This window comes from Pseudomonas sp. NFACC02, assembly GCF_900110765.1.
GTDB lineage: Bacteria > Pseudomonadota > Gammaproteobacteria > Pseudomonadales > Pseudomonadaceae > Aquipseudomonas.
In genome coordinates, this window is the sequence record NZ_FOEO01000009.1 from 158,266 (window position 1) to 174,468 (window position 16,203).

Consider the following 16,203-nt stretch of genomic DNA (forward strand, 5'->3'; position numbering starts at 1 on the left):
GGGCCGAACACAAGTGCATGCATCACCCCGGAACCTGTAGGAGCCGTCCGAGGTTACGAGGGGCGCGAATGCGATATGTCAGTCACTGTGGATGTTGCTGACCCAGCGCATTCGCCAGCCGGCTCCTCACAGGTCTGCGAACTGAACACAGGTGCATGCATCAACCCGGATTCTGTAGGAGCCGTCCGAGGTTACGAGGGTATGGGCCGCAATTCGGACGAAGGCGGTATGTCAGTCACTGTGGATGTCACTGACCCGCCGCATTCGCCAGCAAGCCGGCTCCTACACAGGTCTGAGGGCCGAACACAGGTGCATGCATCAACCCGAAACCTGTGGGAGACGTCCGAGGTTACGAGGGCCGCGAATGCGTTATGTCAGTCACTGTGGATGTCGCTGACCCGCCGCATTCGCCAGCAAGCGCCTCTCGTGAGCACGCTGCCTCCGACTGAAAATTCCGATGCCCTTTTTAAACTGCTGAACCCTATCCAGATTTCCCGACCAGTTGCTCTCCACCGCCGTGCTGCGCGCCGGCGGTGTCCGGTTCTCGCCCAAGGGGGTAGGAGTACGGTCATAAAACCTTGCCATTCCCTCACCTTGGGCGCACCACATTCGCCGGTCCTTCCAGTACTGCAACGCAGCAGCCACGAATTGCGCCCCGTAACAAAGCACCCGAACCATAATCAGGCATCGGCGTAACATCCTCAAAAAATTGGTTCACCTACCCCCTGAACCAATGTCACCTCATCCCCTGAACCAACCTGACGAACCTTTAGCGATTGGCCCAAGCAGCCGCAATCAACGGCCTTCCCTTGTCTTGGCCCTTAATTCAGAGAGCGAACCAATTTTCATTGGCATCGCTATTGCACTCATCCACGCATCGTCGCTCGCGGTTCACGCTGCCAGCGGCCCTCTGTTTTCATCCTGTCACGAGAGACCATGATGGAAAGGTTCGAGACTGATGCGCCCCACGACAACTCGTCGAAAATGGCGCTGGATGCGCTGCGTCAGATGGTGGCGCAACACGCGGCGTTCCCCCAGCGCGCATTGCCGACCGAGCGTGAACTGGCAGTGGATTTCGGTGTAAGCCGCCGGGCCATTCGTCGGGCGCTGGCGGTGCTGGAAGCCGAAGGGCAGATCTGGCGCCGGCAAGGTAAAGGCACATTTGTTGGGCCAACGCCGCCCAGCGCGTCGATGAGTTTTGCCAAGCTGTCGAGCCGGACCAATTTCAGCGAGGTCATGGAGGCACGCCTGTATCTGGAACCCGCGCTCGCCTCCCTGGCCGCACTGCGCGCCAACGGCGAACAGATGGCGATTCTGCGCCGCCTGGCTGAGCGCACGGAGCGCCAGCAGCATGCGACAGAGATCGACGCCGAAGGCATCGAACTGTGGGACAGCGCGCTGCATCGCGGAATCGCCGAAGCGGCGGGCAATCGCCTGATGCTCGACATCTTCGAGATGCTCGACGCCATCCGCCTCGACCCCGCCTGGCGCGATCTGCGTCAGCGCGCGCGCAATGCCGATCGGCTGGACACCTACAGCCATGATCACGACGACATCGTCAGCGCCATCGAAACCCGTGACCCGATCAAGGCCGCCACGGCCATGCGCGGCCATTTGCGCGCGCTGCAGCAGGCGCTGGACCACGTCATCCAACGAGACCTCGAGGCCAGCGTATGAACAGCAAGGACCCGCGACAGCCCGTGCTGAGCGTCAGCGACCTCACCGTGCGCTTCAAGGAGGCGCCCGCCAATGTGGTCGATGGCGTTTCGTTCTCTCTTCAGCGGGGCAAAACCCTGGCCATTGTCGGCGAGTCCGGGTGTGGCAAGAGCGTGACGTCCATGGCGTTGATGGGCCTGCTGCCTGACACCGCCACGGTCGCGGCCAGCGCTTCCAGCCTGCTTGATGAGCCCTTGCTCGGCATGTCCGATGAACGCCTGCTGGACGTGCGCGGCAATCGCATGGCGATGATTTTTCAGGAGCCGATGACCTCACTTAACCCGGTGTTCACCATCGGCGAGCAGATCGCTGAAAGTGTCATCCGCCATCAGGGAGTGTCTGCCAGCGCCGCCCGCCAGCGTGCGCTGGAGATGCTGGAAAAAGTCCGCGTGCCGGACGCCGCTCAGCGTCTGAATGCCTACCCTCATGAACTCTCTGGCGGCATGCGCCAGCGCGCGATGATCGCGATGGCACTGGCCAACGATCCGGCGCTGATCATTGCCGACGAGCCCACCACCGCACTGGACGTCACCATTCAGGCGCAGATCCTGTCACTGATCGCCAGCCTGCAAGCGGAAACCGGCACCTCGATGATCCTCATTACTCATGACCTCGGCGTGGTCGCGGAAGTCGCCGACGAGGTGATGGTGATGTACGCCGGTCGTGTTGTGGAGAACGGTTCGGTGAAGACGCTGTTCGACGACCCACAGCACCCGTACACCATCGGCCTGATGGGCTCGATGCCTTCGGTCGGGCCCCGCGAGGGACGTTTGGCGACCATCCATGGCCGCGTCCCCACGCCAGCTGAAATGCCCAGCGGCTGCCGCTTTGCCAGCCGCTGTCCGTTCGTGATCGCAGCCTGTCGCGAAGCCCGACCGCCATTGTTGGAAATCTCCAAAGGCCATTTCGCCGCCTGCATTCGCGCGCCACTTGAACAGCACGTGGGAGTCAGCGCATGACCCCGTCACAGAACGAGATCCTCAATGCCCCCGCGCTGGAAAAACCCATTCTGGAAAGCATTGCGGTCAGCAAACATTTCCACAGTGAAACCGGCCTGTTTCAACGCAAGAAACCGCCTGTGCAAGCCGTCAATGAAGTCTCGCTGGCCGTGCGCCGTGGCGAAACCCTGGCGTTGGTAGGCGAGTCGGGCTCCGGCAAATCAACGTTGGGCCGGGTGCTGTTGAACCTGCTCAAGCCGACGGCCGGGGACGTGATCTACGAAGGGCGCAACCTGGGCAACCTGTCCGCTGACAAACTGCGCCAGGTGCGTCGCGACCTGCAAATCATCTTTCAGGACCCGTTCGCCTCGCTGAACCCGCGCATGAACGTTGAGTCGATCATCGGCGAGCCGATCTGGCTGCACCGCGATGACAGCCGCAGTGCGCGTCAGGAGAAAGTCGCCGAGCTGCTGCGCACGGTCGGACTGGCGCCCGAGCACGGCAGCCGTTTTCCTCACGAGTTTTCCGGCGGCCAGCGGCAGCGCATCGGCATCGCGCGGGCGCTGGCGTCCGAGCCGCGCCTGATCCTCGGCGACGAACCGGTGTCGGCGCTGGACGTCTCGGTGCAGGCGCAAGTGGTCAACCTGCTCGAAGACCTCAAGCATCAGTTCGGCCTGACCCTGCTGATCGTCGCCCACGGTCTGGCGGTGATTCGGCACATGAGCGACCGGGTTGCGGTGATGTACCTCGGGGAAATCGTCGAGCTGGCGCCCGTGAACGCGTTGTTCGAAACGCCTTTTCATCCCTACACCCAGGCGCTGATGGCCGCCGTGCCCGTCAGCCACCCTGACCTGCGCCGCCCTCGCCCGTTGCTCGGCGGCGACATGCCAAGCCCAAGCAAGCCGCCGTCGGGTTGCCGTTTTCATACCCGTTGCCCGCACGCCAAACCTTTGTGCCGCGACCTCAAACCGACATTCGAAACCGTCGACGCGGGACGCCAGGTCGCCTGCCATTACTGGCGTGAAATCGCCAACGCCGGCGCCGGTTCGCTGATCGTACCGACGCCCAGCGCCGCCTACAGCCAACGCCTGAATCTGTTCAAAAGCCATCAAGCCCTTTCACTGGAGAGTCAGCCATGAAGTTCGCCCACCTGATGACCACCACGTTGTTGCTGCTCGCTGCGAATGCGGCTGTCGCTGAAACCACGTTGCGCATCGGCATTCAGGACGACCCTGATGTGCTCGACCCGCATCGCTCGCGCACCTACTCCGGTCGCCTGGTGTACACCGCGCTGTGCGACAAGCTGGTGGACATCAGCCCGGACCTGACCTACGTGCCGCAATTGGCAACTGCCTGGAACTGGAGCGAAGACGGCAAGACCCTGACCATGACCCTGCGCGACGGCGTGACCTTCCACGACGGCGAAGTGTTCGACGCGGCCGCCGTGAAGTTCAACCTGGACCGCGCCCGCACCCTGCCCGACTCCTTGCGCAAGAGCGAACTGTCGTCGGTGGAAAGCGTTGACGTGATCGACGCAAAAACCGTGGCGATCAAGGTGAAGCAACCCGACGCCACGCTGATTTCCCAGCTGTCCGACCGCGCCGGGATGATGCTGGCGCCCAAAGCGTCAGCGACCGATGTCGGCTCGAAACCGGTGTGCTCAGGCCCCTACAAATTCGTCCAGCGGGTGCAACAGGACCGCATCGTGCTGGAGCGTTTCGATCACTATTGGAACAAGCAGGCCTACCACTTCGACAAGGTAATTTTCCTGCCGATTCCAGACACCTCCGTACGCCTGGCCAACCTGCGTTCAGGCGATCTGGACATCATCGAACGCGTGGCCCCGACCGACGTGAAAACCGCCAAGGCCGACAGCCACGTGCAAGTGTTCAGCACGCCGGGCCTGGGTTACATGCAGCTGATGTACAACACCAACAATGGCGACAAGGCCAACAACCCGCTTGGCAAGGACAAGCGCGTGCGCAAGGCGTTCGAGCTGGCCATCGACCGCGATGCGATCAATCAGGTGGTGTTCGAAGGGCTTTACGCACCCAGCGCGCAGCCGTTTCCGAAAAGCAGTCCTTACTACGACAAGGACCTGCCGATCCCAGCCCGCGATGTCGAGGCCAGCAAGAAACTGCTGGCTGAAGCCGGCGTGAAAACCCCGGTCAATGTCGAGTTGAAAGTGGCCAATAACCCCATCGCTCAACAGGTCGGCCAGATCATCCAGGCCATGGCCGAAGAGGCCGGTTTCAAGGTCAACCTGATTGCCACCGAATATGCGACGTTGCTCAGCGAACAACAGGCCGGCAATTTCCAGATCGGCATGAGCGCCTGGTCCGGACGCCCCGATCCGGATGGCGACATCCATCAGTTCGTGACCTGCAAGGGCGGCCAGAACGACGGCCACTTCTGCGACCCGAAACTCGACGAGCTGCTGAACAAGGCGCGCACCGTCAACTACCAGGCCCAGCGTCAGGCACTGTACTTCGAAGCCCTGCGCCTGCTCGCCGAGGACGTGCCGACCAGTTACCTCTACTTCGATCCGCGCATCATCGCCATGCGCAGCAACCTGACCGGTTTCGTACCGAACCCCGATGGCCTGATCCGCTTGAACAACGTCGCCTTCAAATGATCACGGCCCCTGTGGATAACCGCTTCGGCCGCGAGGAATCGCCATGCTGATTTTCATTCTGCGACGTTTGCTCAGCGCCATTCCGACGCTGATCCTGGTCTCGCTGTTCGTCTTCACCCTGCAAAAGCTGCTGCCGGGCGATCCGGTGCAAGCCATGGCGGGCGAAGAGCGCGACCCGGCGGTGATGGAATACCTGCGTGAGAAATACCGGCTCAACGACCCGGTGCCGCTGCAGTACGTTCACTGGGTCGGCAATGTGCTGCAAGGCGACTTCGGCACCTCGCTGCGCACCGAACAGCCGGTGACCACGCTGCTGGCATCCAAGCTGCCGGTGACCCTCGAGCTCGCAGTGCTGGCGTTGATCATCGCGCTGCTGATCGGTATTCCCACCGGGGTGATTTCGGCGGTGCGCAAAGGCACCGCGACCGATTACGCAGCCAACGTCTTTGCCTTGTCGGGCATTTCCATTCCGCACTTCTGGCTGGGGATTCTGTTGATCATGATCTTCGCCGTGAAGCTGCAATGGCTGCCTGCCTCGGGCTTCGTACCGTTGGGTGAGGACCTTGGGCAGAACCTCAAGACGCTGATCCTGCCCGCCTTCGTGCTCGGCGCCGGCCTGTCTGGCGTGCTGATGCGTCACACCCGAAGCGCGATGCTGGAAGTGCTGCGGGCCGACTATGTGCGCACGGCGCGGGCCAAGGGTCTGTTTCCACGCACAGTGATTCTCAAGCACGCGTTGCGCAACGCGCTGATGCCCATCGTGACCCTGACCACCCTGCTGTTTGGCGAGTTGCTCGGCGGCGCGGTGCTGACCGAACAAGTGTTCAGCATTCCGGGCTTCGGCAAGATGATTGTCGATGCCGTGTTCAACCGCGATTACGCCGTGGTGCAAGGCGTGGTGCTGTGCGTGGCCATCGGTTTCCTGCTGCTGAACCTGCTGGCCGACGTGCTTTACCGCCTGATCAATCCACGCCTGAGGACGGCCTGATGACCTCGATTGCCGTTAATCCCGCAGTGCCCCACAAAGAGCCGCTGAAACCACGCACTCGCTCGCCGTTCGTGAAGAAATTCTTCGCCAACAAGGGCGCGGTGATCGGCGCGGCGGTGTTGTTCGTGTTCATCCTCGCCGCGCTGCTGGCACCCTGGATTGCCCCTTACGACCCGCTCAAAGCCAACTTCCTCGCGGTGCGAAAAGCACCGTCGATGATGTATTGGCTGGGCACCGATGAACTGGGCCGCGACCTGTTCTCCCGACTGCTGTGGGGTGCGCGCAGTTCACTGCTGGCCGGCGGCGTTTCCGTCGCCATCGCCATGGTGATCGGTGTGCCGCTGGGCCTGCTCGCGGGCTACTTTGGCGGCAAGCTGGACGCCGCGATTTCTCGCGTCATGGAAGCGCTGTTGTCCTGCCCGTTTCTGGTGTTGGCGATTGCACTGGGCGCGTTTCTCGGCCCTAGCCTGACCAACGCGATGATCGCCATCGGCCTGTCGGCGATGCCGATTTTTTCCCGCCTGACCCGTGGTCAGGTGCTGGCAATCCGTCATGAGGATTATCTGGAAGGCGCGCGCGCCATCGGCCTGCCGGACCGCTGGATCATCCTGCGCTATGTCCTGCCCAACGTGCTGTCGCCACTGGTGGTGCAGGCGACGCTGACCATTGCGTCGGCGATTCTGGCCGAAGCCAGCCTGTCGTTCCTCGGCCTGGGCCAACAACCGCCCTCGCCGTCCTGGGGCTCGATGCTCAACACCGCGAAAAACTTCATGGAGCAGGCACCGTGGATGTCGATTGCGCCCGGCGTGGCGATCTACATCACGGTGCTGTGCTTCAACCTGCTGGGCGACGGGCTGCGTGACGCACTCGACCCGAAAAGCTGATCAACTGCCGAAGAGATACATTCATGTTCGACGATCTGGATTACAGCCAACCTTACGCGTCCGCCCGCTCGCCGGTGATGGGCAACAACATGGTCGCCTGCTCGCAACCACTGGCCGCGCAGGCGGGCCTGGACATGCTGCGCCGTGGCGGTAACGCCGTAGACGCCGCCATCGCCGCCGCCATGGTCCTGACCGTGGTCGAACCGACTGGCTGCGGCATTGGCAGCGATGCCTTTGCCATCGTCTGGGACGGCAAAAAACTGCAGGGCCTGAACGCCTCCGGTCGCGCGCCGCAGGCCTGGACGCCGGAGCACTTCGCCGGGCAATCAGAAATGCCGCAACGCGGTTGGGGATCGGTGACCGTGCCGGGCGCCGTCTCCGCCTGGGTGGCGTTGTCCGAGCGCTACGGCAAACTGCCGTTCGCCACCCTTGCAGGCCCGGCGATTGGTTACGCGCGCAACGGTTATCAGGTCACGCCGATCATTGCCGAACTGTGGCGTCGCGGCGGCGCATTGCTGAAGGATCAACCCGGCTTCGCGAACTGCTTCCTTCCCGACGGCAAGGCACCGGCCGCGGGCGAAAAAATCACCCTGAAAGACCACGCCAACACCCTGGAGCTGATCGCCGAAACCAAGGGCGAGTCGTTCTATCGCGGTGAACTGGCACAGGCCATCGTCGCCCACGCCAATGCCAACGGTAGCGTCATGAGCCTCGACGACCTGGCGAACCACCGCGTCGACTGGATCGACACGATATCGGTGCCGTACGCCGGCGCCGTCGTCCACGAACTGCCACCGAACGGCCAAGGCATCGCCACACTCGCGGGCTTGACCATGCTCGAAGCCCTCGGCGTGGGCGAACATCCCGTGGACAGCGTCGAGACCGTGCATCCGGTACTGGAAGCGATGAAACTGGCCCTGGCCGACCTTAATCATCACGTCGCCGACTTCGACCACATGCGCGTCGCGTCCGAGCACCTGCTGGACCCTGCGTACCTGATGGAGCGCGCTTCGCGAGTCACCGAACAGGCCGCCGACCCGCAACACGGCTCGCCCAAGGCCGGCGGCACCGTATACCTGTCCGCCGCCGACGAGAGCGGCATGATGGTCTCGTTCATCCAGTCGAACTACATGGGCTTCGGTTCCGGCGTCGTCGTACCGGGCACCGGGATCAGCCTGCAAAACCGTGGCGCCGGCTTCAGTCTCGACCCCGAACACGTGAACGTCGTCGCGCCCGGTAAGCGCCCGTTCCACACCATCATTCCGGGTTTCGTGATGAACGCCGACGGCACACCCTTGATGTCATTCGGCTTGATGGGCGGTCCAATGCAGGCCCAAGGTCATCTGCAAATGATGATGCGCATCCTGCGTTACAAACAGAACCCACAAGCCGCCGCCGATGCACCCCGCTGGAGGATCGAAGCAGGCCTGAAAGTCGCCGTGGAGCGCTCGTTCGATCGTCTGGTCGTTGAAGAACTGCGCGCCAAAGGCCACGAAGTGGACATCGAAGACCCGAGCGGCGTGTTCGCCTTCGGCGGCGCACAGATCATCCAGCGCACCACCCATGGGTATGTCGGGGGGACCGATCCGCGGAAGGATGGGCTGGTGGCGGCGTATTGAAGCAACCCTACCACCAGCCAGACCGATGCAAGAACTGTGGGAGTGAGCTTGCTCGCGAAGACTCAGTCTCATGCGCCGGAGATGTAAAGGGTGCATCGGTTCCTTGATCTGATGGCGGAGTTGAGCAGGCTCACTCTAACGGGGTAGGTAGTGGGCTGAAACACTTTGAAAGACCGAGGATTCAAAGGACTTCGCGGTGTTTCAGCATCACACCAACGACACGCCAATGCAGCGATGCCCTCGGCCCGCCACACGTTCAGCGCACCCGAGGGCGATTGTCTGATCGGTAACGCAACTGGTCGGGCGCCCATCGGCAATGACGAACTCAGCCATCGGGCTTGTTTGACGATCGTCAAATCGCTGGCCGGAAACAGGGAGGCTTATGCAGACACCACCGCATAGATGCCCACCACGCTCAGCACCATCACCGTCCCTCCCAACACCACCACCTCACGCAGCGGCGCCGGGATACGTTCGTTCTTCAGCCCTCGGGCACTTTTGCGGTAGCGGGAATTGAGCGCGATCTGGATCAGCAGGCTGGCCGCCAGCGACACCATGATCGGCAGGAAGGCGATCAGGCTGAAATGAGGAATCCAGCGCAGGAAGATCGTGCAGACGACGATCAGGGTGAGCAGCGTGCGCCGCCACGCCAACAGCGTGCGTTCAGGTTGTAAACCCGGATCGTCATGCCCCAGGGAGACGCGACTTCGGCGACTCACGACGCGCCATATATAAGGAAGACGATCAATCCCGCCGCCACCAGCGCCCCGCCGAGCGACAGAATCGGCATCAGCACAGGCAAAGGCAGCGGCTTGCGCTGACGCATCGCGCGCTCGACTTTCAGCCAACGGATGCAGGCGCTGGCGCTGACCAGCATCGCCAGCACCAGAAGCGACAATGCCACCGCGCGACGCAGGCCCGGGCTGAAGACATCGCCGGTGAACGCCTCGACGGCAATCCCGCCAGCCAGGAACGCCAGCGACGTGCGAATCCACGCCAGGAAGGTTCGTTCGTTCGCCAGGGTAAAACGCGGGTCGGGCTCGCAACCGCCGCCCAGCAATGACGCAGAGAGGCGGTCACGGTCAGGAACGGGAGTTTTGCCAGGATCCGGAGAATTCATGTCGCACCGAGGTCGGGTAGATGATCGCGATCATACCGGTCATCACCCTGAAACGCCCATATCGGCAGCGACATTGGTGTGCCTATTGACGTTGCGCCATATCCACCCACACCGGCCCGTTGGGGTACTCATAGCGCTCCAGCGTTTCGGCGGTCATCTCGATGCTGTAACCCGGGCGCTTGGGTGGCATATATCGGCCACGGCGGATGACCACCGGGTCGAGGAAGTGTTCGTGCAGGTGATCGACGTATTCCAGCACGCGATTGTCCAGGGAGCCGGAGACCGCGATGTAGTCGAACATCGAGATGTTCTGCACGTATTCGCACAGCCCCACGCCGCCGCCGTGCGGACACACCGGCACGTTGAACTTGGCCGCCATCAGCAACACGATCAGCACTTCGTTCAGGCCGCCCAACCGCGCCGCGTCCATCTGGCAAAAGTCCAGCGCACCGGCCTGGAACATCTGCTTGAACATCACGCGGTTGTGGCAATGCTCGCCGGTTGCTACGCCAATCGGTTTGATACGCTCGCGAATGGTCGCATGCCCGAGAATGTCGTCCGGACTGGTGGGCTCTTCGATCCACCACGGCTCGAACGCCGCCAGCCTGCGCATGTTGCTGATCGACGCTTCGACGCTCCAGACCTGGTTGGCGTCCATCATCAACGTGCGGTCCCAACCCAGTTCGTCGCGCAGAATGGCTGCACGACGCAGGTCCTCTTCGATGTCCGAGCCGATCTTCTGTTTGATATGAGTCCAGCCCTCGGCCACGGCTTCGCGGGCCAGACGGCGCATTTTCTCTTCGGAATACCCCAGCCAGCCCGGCGCGGTGGTGTACCCCGGATACCCTTCTTCGAGCAGGTGCGCTTCGCGTCGGGCTTTTCCCGGTACTTGCCGACGCAGCAGTGCGATGGCTTCTTCCGGCGTGATCGCATCGGTGACGTAGCTGAAATCCAGGCATTTCACCAGTTGCTCGGGCGTCATGTCGGCGAGCAGTTTCCAGACCGGTTTGCCTTCGACCTTCGCCCACAGGTCCCAGACCGCGTTCACTAACGCAGCCGTGGCCAGATGGATCACGCCTTTCTCCGGTCCCAGCCAGCGCAACTGGCTGTCGCCTGCGGTGACGTCGTGCCAGAACGCGCCCATGTCAGCGGTGATCGCTTCCAGGCTCAACCCGACGATACGCGGCGCGAGCGACTGGATCGCCGCCACACAGATTTCGTTGCCACGACCGATGGTGAAGGTCAGACCGTGCCCTTCCAGGCCGTCTTGGGAATCGGTGTGCAGGACCACGTAAGCCGCCGAATAGTCCGGTGCGCTGTTCATGGCATCGGAGCCGTCGAGGGACAGTGAGGTGGGGAAACGGATATCGCGGATGGAGACGGAGGTGATTCGCATGGGTGGACTCTTGTTGTTTTCGATGTCGTTTCAGGCGCTGAACCCTCGTTGGCGCGGTGCCCACGAAGACGTTGGTACGTCTGGAACAGGTGTGGCGGCTGCCCGTCAGCCATCGCGGGCAAGCGCGTTCCTACAGGGTTTGCGCACGCCAATGAATCCGACTGTAGGCCGATCACCGATACAGGCATAATCGCGAAATCCTAACGATTGATATCAAATTCGATATGTCAGAGCTGCCTGAAAAATTTGCCACGCTGAAAATCTCCAGCCGTCAGATCGCGTTGCTCAATGCATTGGGCGAGCTGGGCAACCTGCGCAAGGCAGCGTCGGCGATTCACACGACGCAACCCGCCGCGAGCCTGCTATTGCAGCAACTGGAAGAACGGTTGGGCGTGCAACTGTTCGAGCGGCTGCCGAGAGGCATGCGGCCGACGCCGTACGGAGAGGTGATGATCCGTTATGCCCAGGGCGCGCTGCATGAGTTCGAGTACGCAGAAGCGCAGATCGCCGAACTCGCACGCGGCGCCGCCGGCATGGTCCGCATCGGCACGGTGACGGGGCCGGTGCCGACCTTGCTGACGCGGGGTGTGCTGGCGTTCAAGGCACAACACCCCAAGGTGCGGGTGGCCATCGAGGTCGGCACCAGCGACACGCTGCTGCCCGCCTTGATTCGCGGGGATTTCGATCTGGTGCTGGGACGGCTGCCGGATCAGCAGGACAGTCAGGGGCTGGACATTCAGTTATTTGAGCAAGGTGAGCACATGCGCATCATTGCTCGTCCCGGCCATCCGCTCGCCAACAGACTGAATACGCGTCTGGCTGATCTCGCGCCGCTGACCTGGATCCTGCACCCCATCGACAGCCCGATGCGGCGCCAGGTGGAAAACGCATTGAAGGCCGCGCAGTTGATCCAGCCGCTGGACATCATCGAAACCCGCTCGATCCTCGCCACCACGGCCATGCTGGAGTCTTCCGACATGATTGCCGTGGTGCCCAATGATGTGGCCGATCACTACGCCCGGTACGGAATGATCACCGTTTTGCCCGTGGAGTTGCCGCTGGCCATGGCCAATCTGGGCTTGCTGACCTCGAAGGCGAGGCCGATGTCGGCGGCGCTGAAAGCGCTGTTGAAATTGCTCAGCGGACAGGCGCAACAGCCCCCTCATCTGGCTCATTCTCACAACCATGACCAGTGAACGGAACTCATGACGTTTTGATAACCCGCCGTTATCGATCAATCCAAACCTTTCATTGGGAAATTATCAACACGCTTCATAGAGTGACCCACAGCCGGGTCGGTCGGCACCCACTCCGCTCCGCCCGATATGAATAACAAGAACACTGGCCGCCTGTAACGGTGTCGTTCCCACTCCGGGAGCCGTCGTGCTGTGTCGTCGATCTGTCACGACGCAGACGCAGGGGGCAACCGTCCTGAGAGGCTGCATGGAACTCATCGCCAAAACGCCAGCGTTCGACAGTAGCGCGCTGGTCATTCGTCTAAATCCTCTCGACAACGTGCTGGTTGCCCGACAAGCGCTGAGCGAGGGCACGCGTCTTGAAGAGGAAGGCATCACCGTGCAGCAGGACATTCCCTCCGGACACAAGGTGGCAACGGTACGCGTCGAACAGGGTCAGGCGCTGCGCCGCTACGGTCAGATCATCGGGTTTGCGTCGCAGCTCATCGAGGCCGGTCAGCACGTGCATGTGCAAAACGTCGAGATGTCGGATTTCTCTCGTGATTACGCCTTTGGCGTAGACGTTCACGAGACGCCGAAAACCGAGGCGTTCTTTCAAGGCATCGTGCGCGCCGACGGCCAGGTTGCCACGCGCAACTACATCGGCATTCTGACGTCGGTGAATTGCTCGGCCACCGTGGCCCGGGCAATTGCCGACCGGTTTCGCCGCGACATTCACCCCGAAGCCCTCGCCGATTACCCCAACATCGACGGCGTTGTCGCACTGACCCACGGCTCAGGCTGCGCCATCGACGCCAAGGGTGAGGCCATCGATCTGCTGCGTCGCACGCTCGCGGGTTATGCCGTGCACCCCAACTTCGCCGCAGTGCTGGTGGTGGGGCTCGGCTGCGAAACCAATCAGATTCAGGATTTGCTCGACAGCCAGGGGCTCAAAGCATCGGACCAACTGCGCGCGTTCACCATCCAGGGCACGGGCGGCACGTCGAAAACCATCGCCAGCGGCATCGAACAGGTGAAATCCCTGCTGCCACAGGCCAATCAGATCAAGCGTGAAACGGTCAGCGCCAGACACTTGATCGTCGGCCTGCAATGTGGCGGCTCGGACGGCTACTCGGGCATTACCGCCAACCCCGCACTGGGCGATGCGGTGGACAGGCTGGTCGCAGCAGGCGGCACCGCGATTCTGTCGGAAACCCCCGAAATCTACGGCGCCGAGCATTTGCTGACGCGTCGAGCGGTGAGCCGCGCGGTGGGTGAAAAGCTCGTTCAGCGGATTCATTGGTGGGAAGACTACTGCAAGCGCATGAACGCCGAACTGAACAACAACCCGTCCGCCGGCAACAAGGCAGGCGGCTTGACGACCATTCTTGAAAAGTCGCTCGGCGCCGTGGCCAAGGCCGGTTCGACCAACCTGATGGGCGTCTACGAATACGCCGAAGCGGTGCGCGCCCAAGGCCTGGTGTTCATGGACACGCCAGGGTACGACCCGGTTTCCGCAACCGGCCAGGTCGCCGGCGGCGCCAATCTGATTGCCTTCACCACTGGTCGAGGCTCGGCATACGGTTGCGCGCCGACCCCGTCGATCAAGCTGGCCACCAACACCCGCGTGTTCGAATTCCAGCAGGAAGACATGGACGTCAACTGCGGCAGCATTGCTGATGGCAGCACCACGATTGAAGAACGCGGCGCGTACATCTTCCAGATGATGCTGGACATTGCTTCGGGCGCGCGCAGCAAAAGCGAGCAACACGGCTACGGGCAGAACGAGTTTGTGCCATGGCAGATTGGCGCGATCACCTGATTCACGCGCTCTTCGGCGACACGGGGTAAAAATCCGCGGCGGCCTTGTGATCCGGGGCAGCCGCCAGCAACCTTAACAACAATAAAAAAGGTGCCTATGAAAACCCTCAAGACCTACCAGACCATCACCGTCGTCTTTTTGATGCTGTTCGGGATCGTCAATTACCTCGACCGCAGCGCCCTCTCAATCGCCAACACCTCCATTCAGAAAGACATGCTGATCAGCCCTTCCGAGATGGGCATTCTGTTGTCGGCGTTTTCACTGGCCTATGCGTTCGCGCAACTGCCGATGGGCATGATCATCGACAAGCTGGGCAGCAAGATTGCGCTGGGCGGCGCGCTGTTGGTGTGGTCGGTGGCGCAGACGGCATCGGGCTTCATCAACAGCTTCAGCGGCTTCTTCGGGTTGCGGGTGTTGCTGGGGATCGGCGAAGCGCCGATGTTTCCGTCAGCGGCAAAAACCCTCAATGAATGGTTCGAAGAACACGAACGCGGCACGCCGACGGGGATCGTCTGGTCGGCGACCTGTATCGGTCCTTGCCTGGCCCCCCCGATCCTGACGCTGTTCATGGTCAACTTCAGCTGGCGCGGCATGTTCATCATCACCGGCGTGCTCGGCATCGTCCTGGCGCTGTGCTGGCTGATGTTCTACAAAAGTCGTGCGCAGTACCTCAAAGAACTGGAAGCGCGCGGTGAACAACCGGTCAACGCGGCCCGCGAGCCCGTGGTTGTGGACGTGGCGCCCCGTGGCTCGTTCTTCGCGGGCTGGCTCGACCTCTTCAAGCATCGCAGCACCTGGGGCACGTTCCTCGGTTTCATGGGCGTGATCTACATGCTCTGGCTACACCTGACCTGGTTGCCGGGTTACTTCCAGCGCGAGCATGGTCTTGACCCCTACTCGACGGCCTGGGTCGTGTCCTTCGCCTACGTGTTCGGCGCCATCGGCACCATCGCCGCCGGCCGGATCTGCGACCGCCTGGTGAAGCGCGGCGTCGGCGTGCTCGACAGCCGTAAGTACACGGTTATTGGCGGTCTGGTGTTCGCCGCGGTGTTCACCTTGCCTCTGACCTTCGTCACCAGCCTGGGCGGTTGCATCGCCCTGCTCTGCCTGGCGCTGTTCGGTATCAACTTGTCCAGCGCCACGGCGTGGATGGTGGTCAACACGGTGGTCGATACCAAGCGGGTGGCCTCTCTGGGTTCGATCCAGAACTTCGGCGGCTACATCGCAGGCTCCGTGGCACCGATCGTGACGGGGTTCAGCGTGCAGTACTCGGGCACCTTCGCCACTGCATTTGCCGTCAGCGCCATCGTCGCGCTGCTCTCGGCCGTGGCGTATTTCGTCCTGCTCAAGGCGCCAATCCCGGTGCACACCGCCCCCACGGGGCAGAAGAACTGGCAGTCAGAGGTGGAAGAGGTGCAAGGGCGGCAGGTTTAAGAATCCTTTCGGGCGTGGAAAGCTGACAGTGTGGTTTGTCCTAACGGCCAAACTGTTCCGCCTTCGGCGGGTTACTTGAAAGGACCCCCCTCTTTGTTTCAAGAGGCAGCCAAGGGTCCGGCTCCTGGTTAGGCCCGACTTCGTCGGGTACCCGCACTCCGACGACGCTCCGTGGGCCCGCGCCGAACGGACATCCATGTCCTGACGGCGCTCTCGCGGCATCCATGCCGCTCGGCCCACTACGCGTCGTCGGCGTTTGGCCTGCACCCAAGTCGCGCTTTGTGGTGTCTGGCCTGCTGCGGTATGAAGATCAAAAGCCAGAGCGCGCTTTGCGCTGTTTAGATTCAACGCCTCAATCGTTGAATGAACATAAAACCGGTGGGAGTCAGCTTGCTGACGAATGCGGTTTGTCATTCACCTTTGATGAAACTGGCTCACTCCCCTCGCGAGCAAGCTGATTGTTCCGACGCTCCATA

General features: G+C 62.0%; 13 protein-coding genes. 10 read left to right on the top strand and 3 right to left on the bottom strand.

Annotation, left to right across the window (positions count from 1 at the left end):
* Nucleotides 1–939 precede the first annotated feature (939 nt).
* The 7 genes from BMY73_RS10930 to BMY73_RS10960 are packed head-to-tail and all read left to right on the top strand — an operon-like array spanning nucleotide 940 to nucleotide 8,780.
* Nucleotides 940–1,677 (top strand): FadR/GntR family transcriptional regulator, encoded by a 738-nt coding sequence (locus BMY73_RS10930; RefSeq protein WP_092407074.1) that lies wholly within the window; start codon nucleotides 940–942, stop codon nucleotides 1,675–1,677.
* On the top strand, nucleotides 1,674–2,675 hold the full coding sequence (locus tag BMY73_RS10935; protein ID WP_092407034.1) for an ABC transporter ATP-binding protein: 1,002 nt from the start codon (nucleotides 1,674–1,676) through the stop codon (nucleotides 2,673–2,675). The genes BMY73_RS10930 and BMY73_RS10935 overlap by 4 nt, the downstream gene beginning before the upstream one ends.
* Complete coding sequence (locus BMY73_RS10940) at nucleotides 2,672–3,793, top strand: ABC transporter ATP-binding protein (protein WP_092407036.1); 1,122 nt, start codon at nucleotides 2,672–2,674, stop codon at nucleotides 3,791–3,793. The genes BMY73_RS10935 and BMY73_RS10940 overlap by 4 nt, the downstream gene beginning before the upstream one ends.
* The gene (locus tag BMY73_RS10945; protein WP_092407038.1) at nucleotides 3,790–5,289 is read left to right on the top strand and encodes an ABC transporter substrate-binding protein; all 1,500 of its coding nucleotides are present in this window, start codon (nucleotides 3,790–3,792) and stop codon (nucleotides 5,287–5,289) included. The genes BMY73_RS10940 and BMY73_RS10945 overlap by 4 nt, the downstream gene beginning before the upstream one ends.
* A gap of 43 nt (nucleotides 5,290–5,332) precedes the next feature.
* Nucleotides 5,333–6,277: an ABC transporter permease gene (locus BMY73_RS10950; protein ID WP_092407040.1), complete on the top strand. Its 945-nt coding sequence runs from the start codon at nucleotides 5,333–5,335 to the stop codon at nucleotides 6,275–6,277.
* A complete protein-coding gene (locus BMY73_RS10955) occupies nucleotides 6,277–7,161 on the top strand; it encodes an ABC transporter permease (RefSeq protein ID WP_092407042.1) in 885 nt (294 codons plus the stop codon). Before BMY73_RS10950 ends, BMY73_RS10955 begins: the two co-directional genes overlap by 1 nt.
* A 23-nt stretch (nucleotides 7,162–7,184) precedes the next feature.
* Nucleotides 7,185–8,780, top strand: coding sequence for a gamma-glutamyltransferase family protein (locus BMY73_RS10960; RefSeq protein WP_092407044.1), 1,596 nt, complete (start codon nucleotides 7,185–7,187; stop codon nucleotides 8,778–8,780).
* A gap of 380 nt (nucleotides 8,781–9,160) precedes the next feature.
* Here BMY73_RS10960 and BMY73_RS10965 read toward each other — a convergent pair whose 3' ends face one another.
* The 3 genes from BMY73_RS10965 to BMY73_RS10975 all read right to left on the bottom strand — a co-directional run bounded on the left by BMY73_RS10965 (nucleotide 9,161) and on the right by BMY73_RS10975 (nucleotide 11,296).
* Nucleotides 9,161–9,499 (bottom strand): DUF202 domain-containing protein, encoded by a 339-nt coding sequence (locus BMY73_RS10965; RefSeq protein WP_062380261.1) that lies wholly within the window; start codon nucleotides 9,497–9,499, stop codon nucleotides 9,161–9,163.
* Nucleotides 9,496–9,900, bottom strand: a complete 405-nt coding sequence (locus BMY73_RS10970; RefSeq protein ID WP_092407046.1) for a YidH family protein — start codon at nucleotides 9,898–9,900, stop codon at nucleotides 9,496–9,498. Before BMY73_RS10970 ends, BMY73_RS10965 begins: the two co-directional genes overlap by 4 nt.
* Before the next feature lie 82 nt (nucleotides 9,901–9,982).
* Complete coding sequence (locus BMY73_RS10975; protein ID WP_092407048.1) at nucleotides 9,983–11,296, bottom strand: L-fuconate dehydratase; 1,314 nt, start codon at nucleotides 11,294–11,296, stop codon at nucleotides 9,983–9,985.
* 224 nt (nucleotides 11,297–11,520) lie between these two features.
* Between BMY73_RS10975 and BMY73_RS10980 the strand changes: the two genes are divergently transcribed.
* The 3 genes from BMY73_RS10980 to BMY73_RS10990 all read left to right on the top strand — a co-directional run bounded on the left by BMY73_RS10980 (nucleotide 11,521) and on the right by BMY73_RS10990 (nucleotide 15,727).
* Nucleotides 11,521–12,492: a LysR family transcriptional regulator gene (locus tag BMY73_RS10980; protein WP_092407050.1), complete on the top strand. Its 972-nt coding sequence runs from the start codon at nucleotides 11,521–11,523 to the stop codon at nucleotides 12,490–12,492.
* Nucleotides 12,493–12,739: 247 nt separating this feature from the next.
* Complete coding sequence (locus BMY73_RS10985; protein WP_092407052.1) at nucleotides 12,740–14,293, top strand: UxaA family hydrolase; 1,554 nt, start codon at nucleotides 12,740–12,742, stop codon at nucleotides 14,291–14,293.
* Nucleotides 14,294–14,389: 96 nt separating this feature from the next.
* Nucleotides 14,390–15,727 carry an MFS transporter gene (locus BMY73_RS10990; protein ID WP_062380251.1) on the top strand — a complete coding sequence of 446 codons (1,338 nt, stop codon included), beginning with the start codon at nucleotides 14,390–14,392 and terminating at the stop codon, nucleotides 15,725–15,727.
* Nucleotides 15,728–16,203: the final 476 nt, after the last annotated feature.

What these genes read in the sequence shown, in the direction of transcription:
- BMY73_RS10935 (WP_092407034.1), top strand. Translation starts at nt 1,674, where the DNA reads ATGAACAGCAAGGACCCGCGACAGCCCGTGCTGAGCGTCAGCGACCTC.
- BMY73_RS10945 (WP_092407038.1), top strand. Translation starts at nt 3,790, where the DNA reads ATGAAGTTCGCCCACCTGATGACCACCACGTTGTTGCTGCTCGCTGCG.
- BMY73_RS10950 (WP_092407040.1), top strand. Translation starts at nt 5,333, where the DNA reads ATGCTGATTTTCATTCTGCGACGTTTGCTCAGCGCCATTCCGACGCTG.
- BMY73_RS10980 (WP_092407050.1), top strand. Translation starts at nt 11,521, where the DNA reads ATGTCAGAGCTGCCTGAAAAATTTGCCACGCTGAAAATCTCCAGCCGT.
- BMY73_RS10955 (WP_092407042.1), top strand. Translation starts at nt 6,277, where the DNA reads ATGACCTCGATTGCCGTTAATCCCGCAGTGCCCCACAAAGAGCCGCTG.
- BMY73_RS10960 (WP_092407044.1), top strand. Translation starts at nt 7,185, where the DNA reads ATGTTCGACGATCTGGATTACAGCCAACCTTACGCGTCCGCCCGCTCG.
- BMY73_RS10975 (WP_092407048.1), bottom strand. Translation starts at nt 11,296, where the DNA reads ATGCGAATCACCTCCGTCTCCATCCGCGATATCCGTTTCCCCACCTCA.
- BMY73_RS10970 (WP_092407046.1), bottom strand. Translation starts at nt 9,900, where the DNA reads ATGAATTCTCCGGATCCTGGCAAAACTCCCGTTCCTGACCGTGACCGC.
- BMY73_RS10940 (WP_092407036.1), top strand. Translation starts at nt 2,672, where the DNA reads ATGACCCCGTCACAGAACGAGATCCTCAATGCCCCCGCGCTGGAAAAA.
- BMY73_RS10930 (WP_092407074.1), top strand. Translation starts at nt 940, where the DNA reads ATGGAAAGGTTCGAGACTGATGCGCCCCACGACAACTCGTCGAAAATG.
- BMY73_RS10990 (WP_062380251.1), top strand. Translation starts at nt 14,390, where the DNA reads ATGAAAACCCTCAAGACCTACCAGACCATCACCGTCGTCTTTTTGATG.
- BMY73_RS10985 (WP_092407052.1), top strand. Translation starts at nt 12,740, where the DNA reads ATGGAACTCATCGCCAAAACGCCAGCGTTCGACAGTAGCGCGCTGGTC.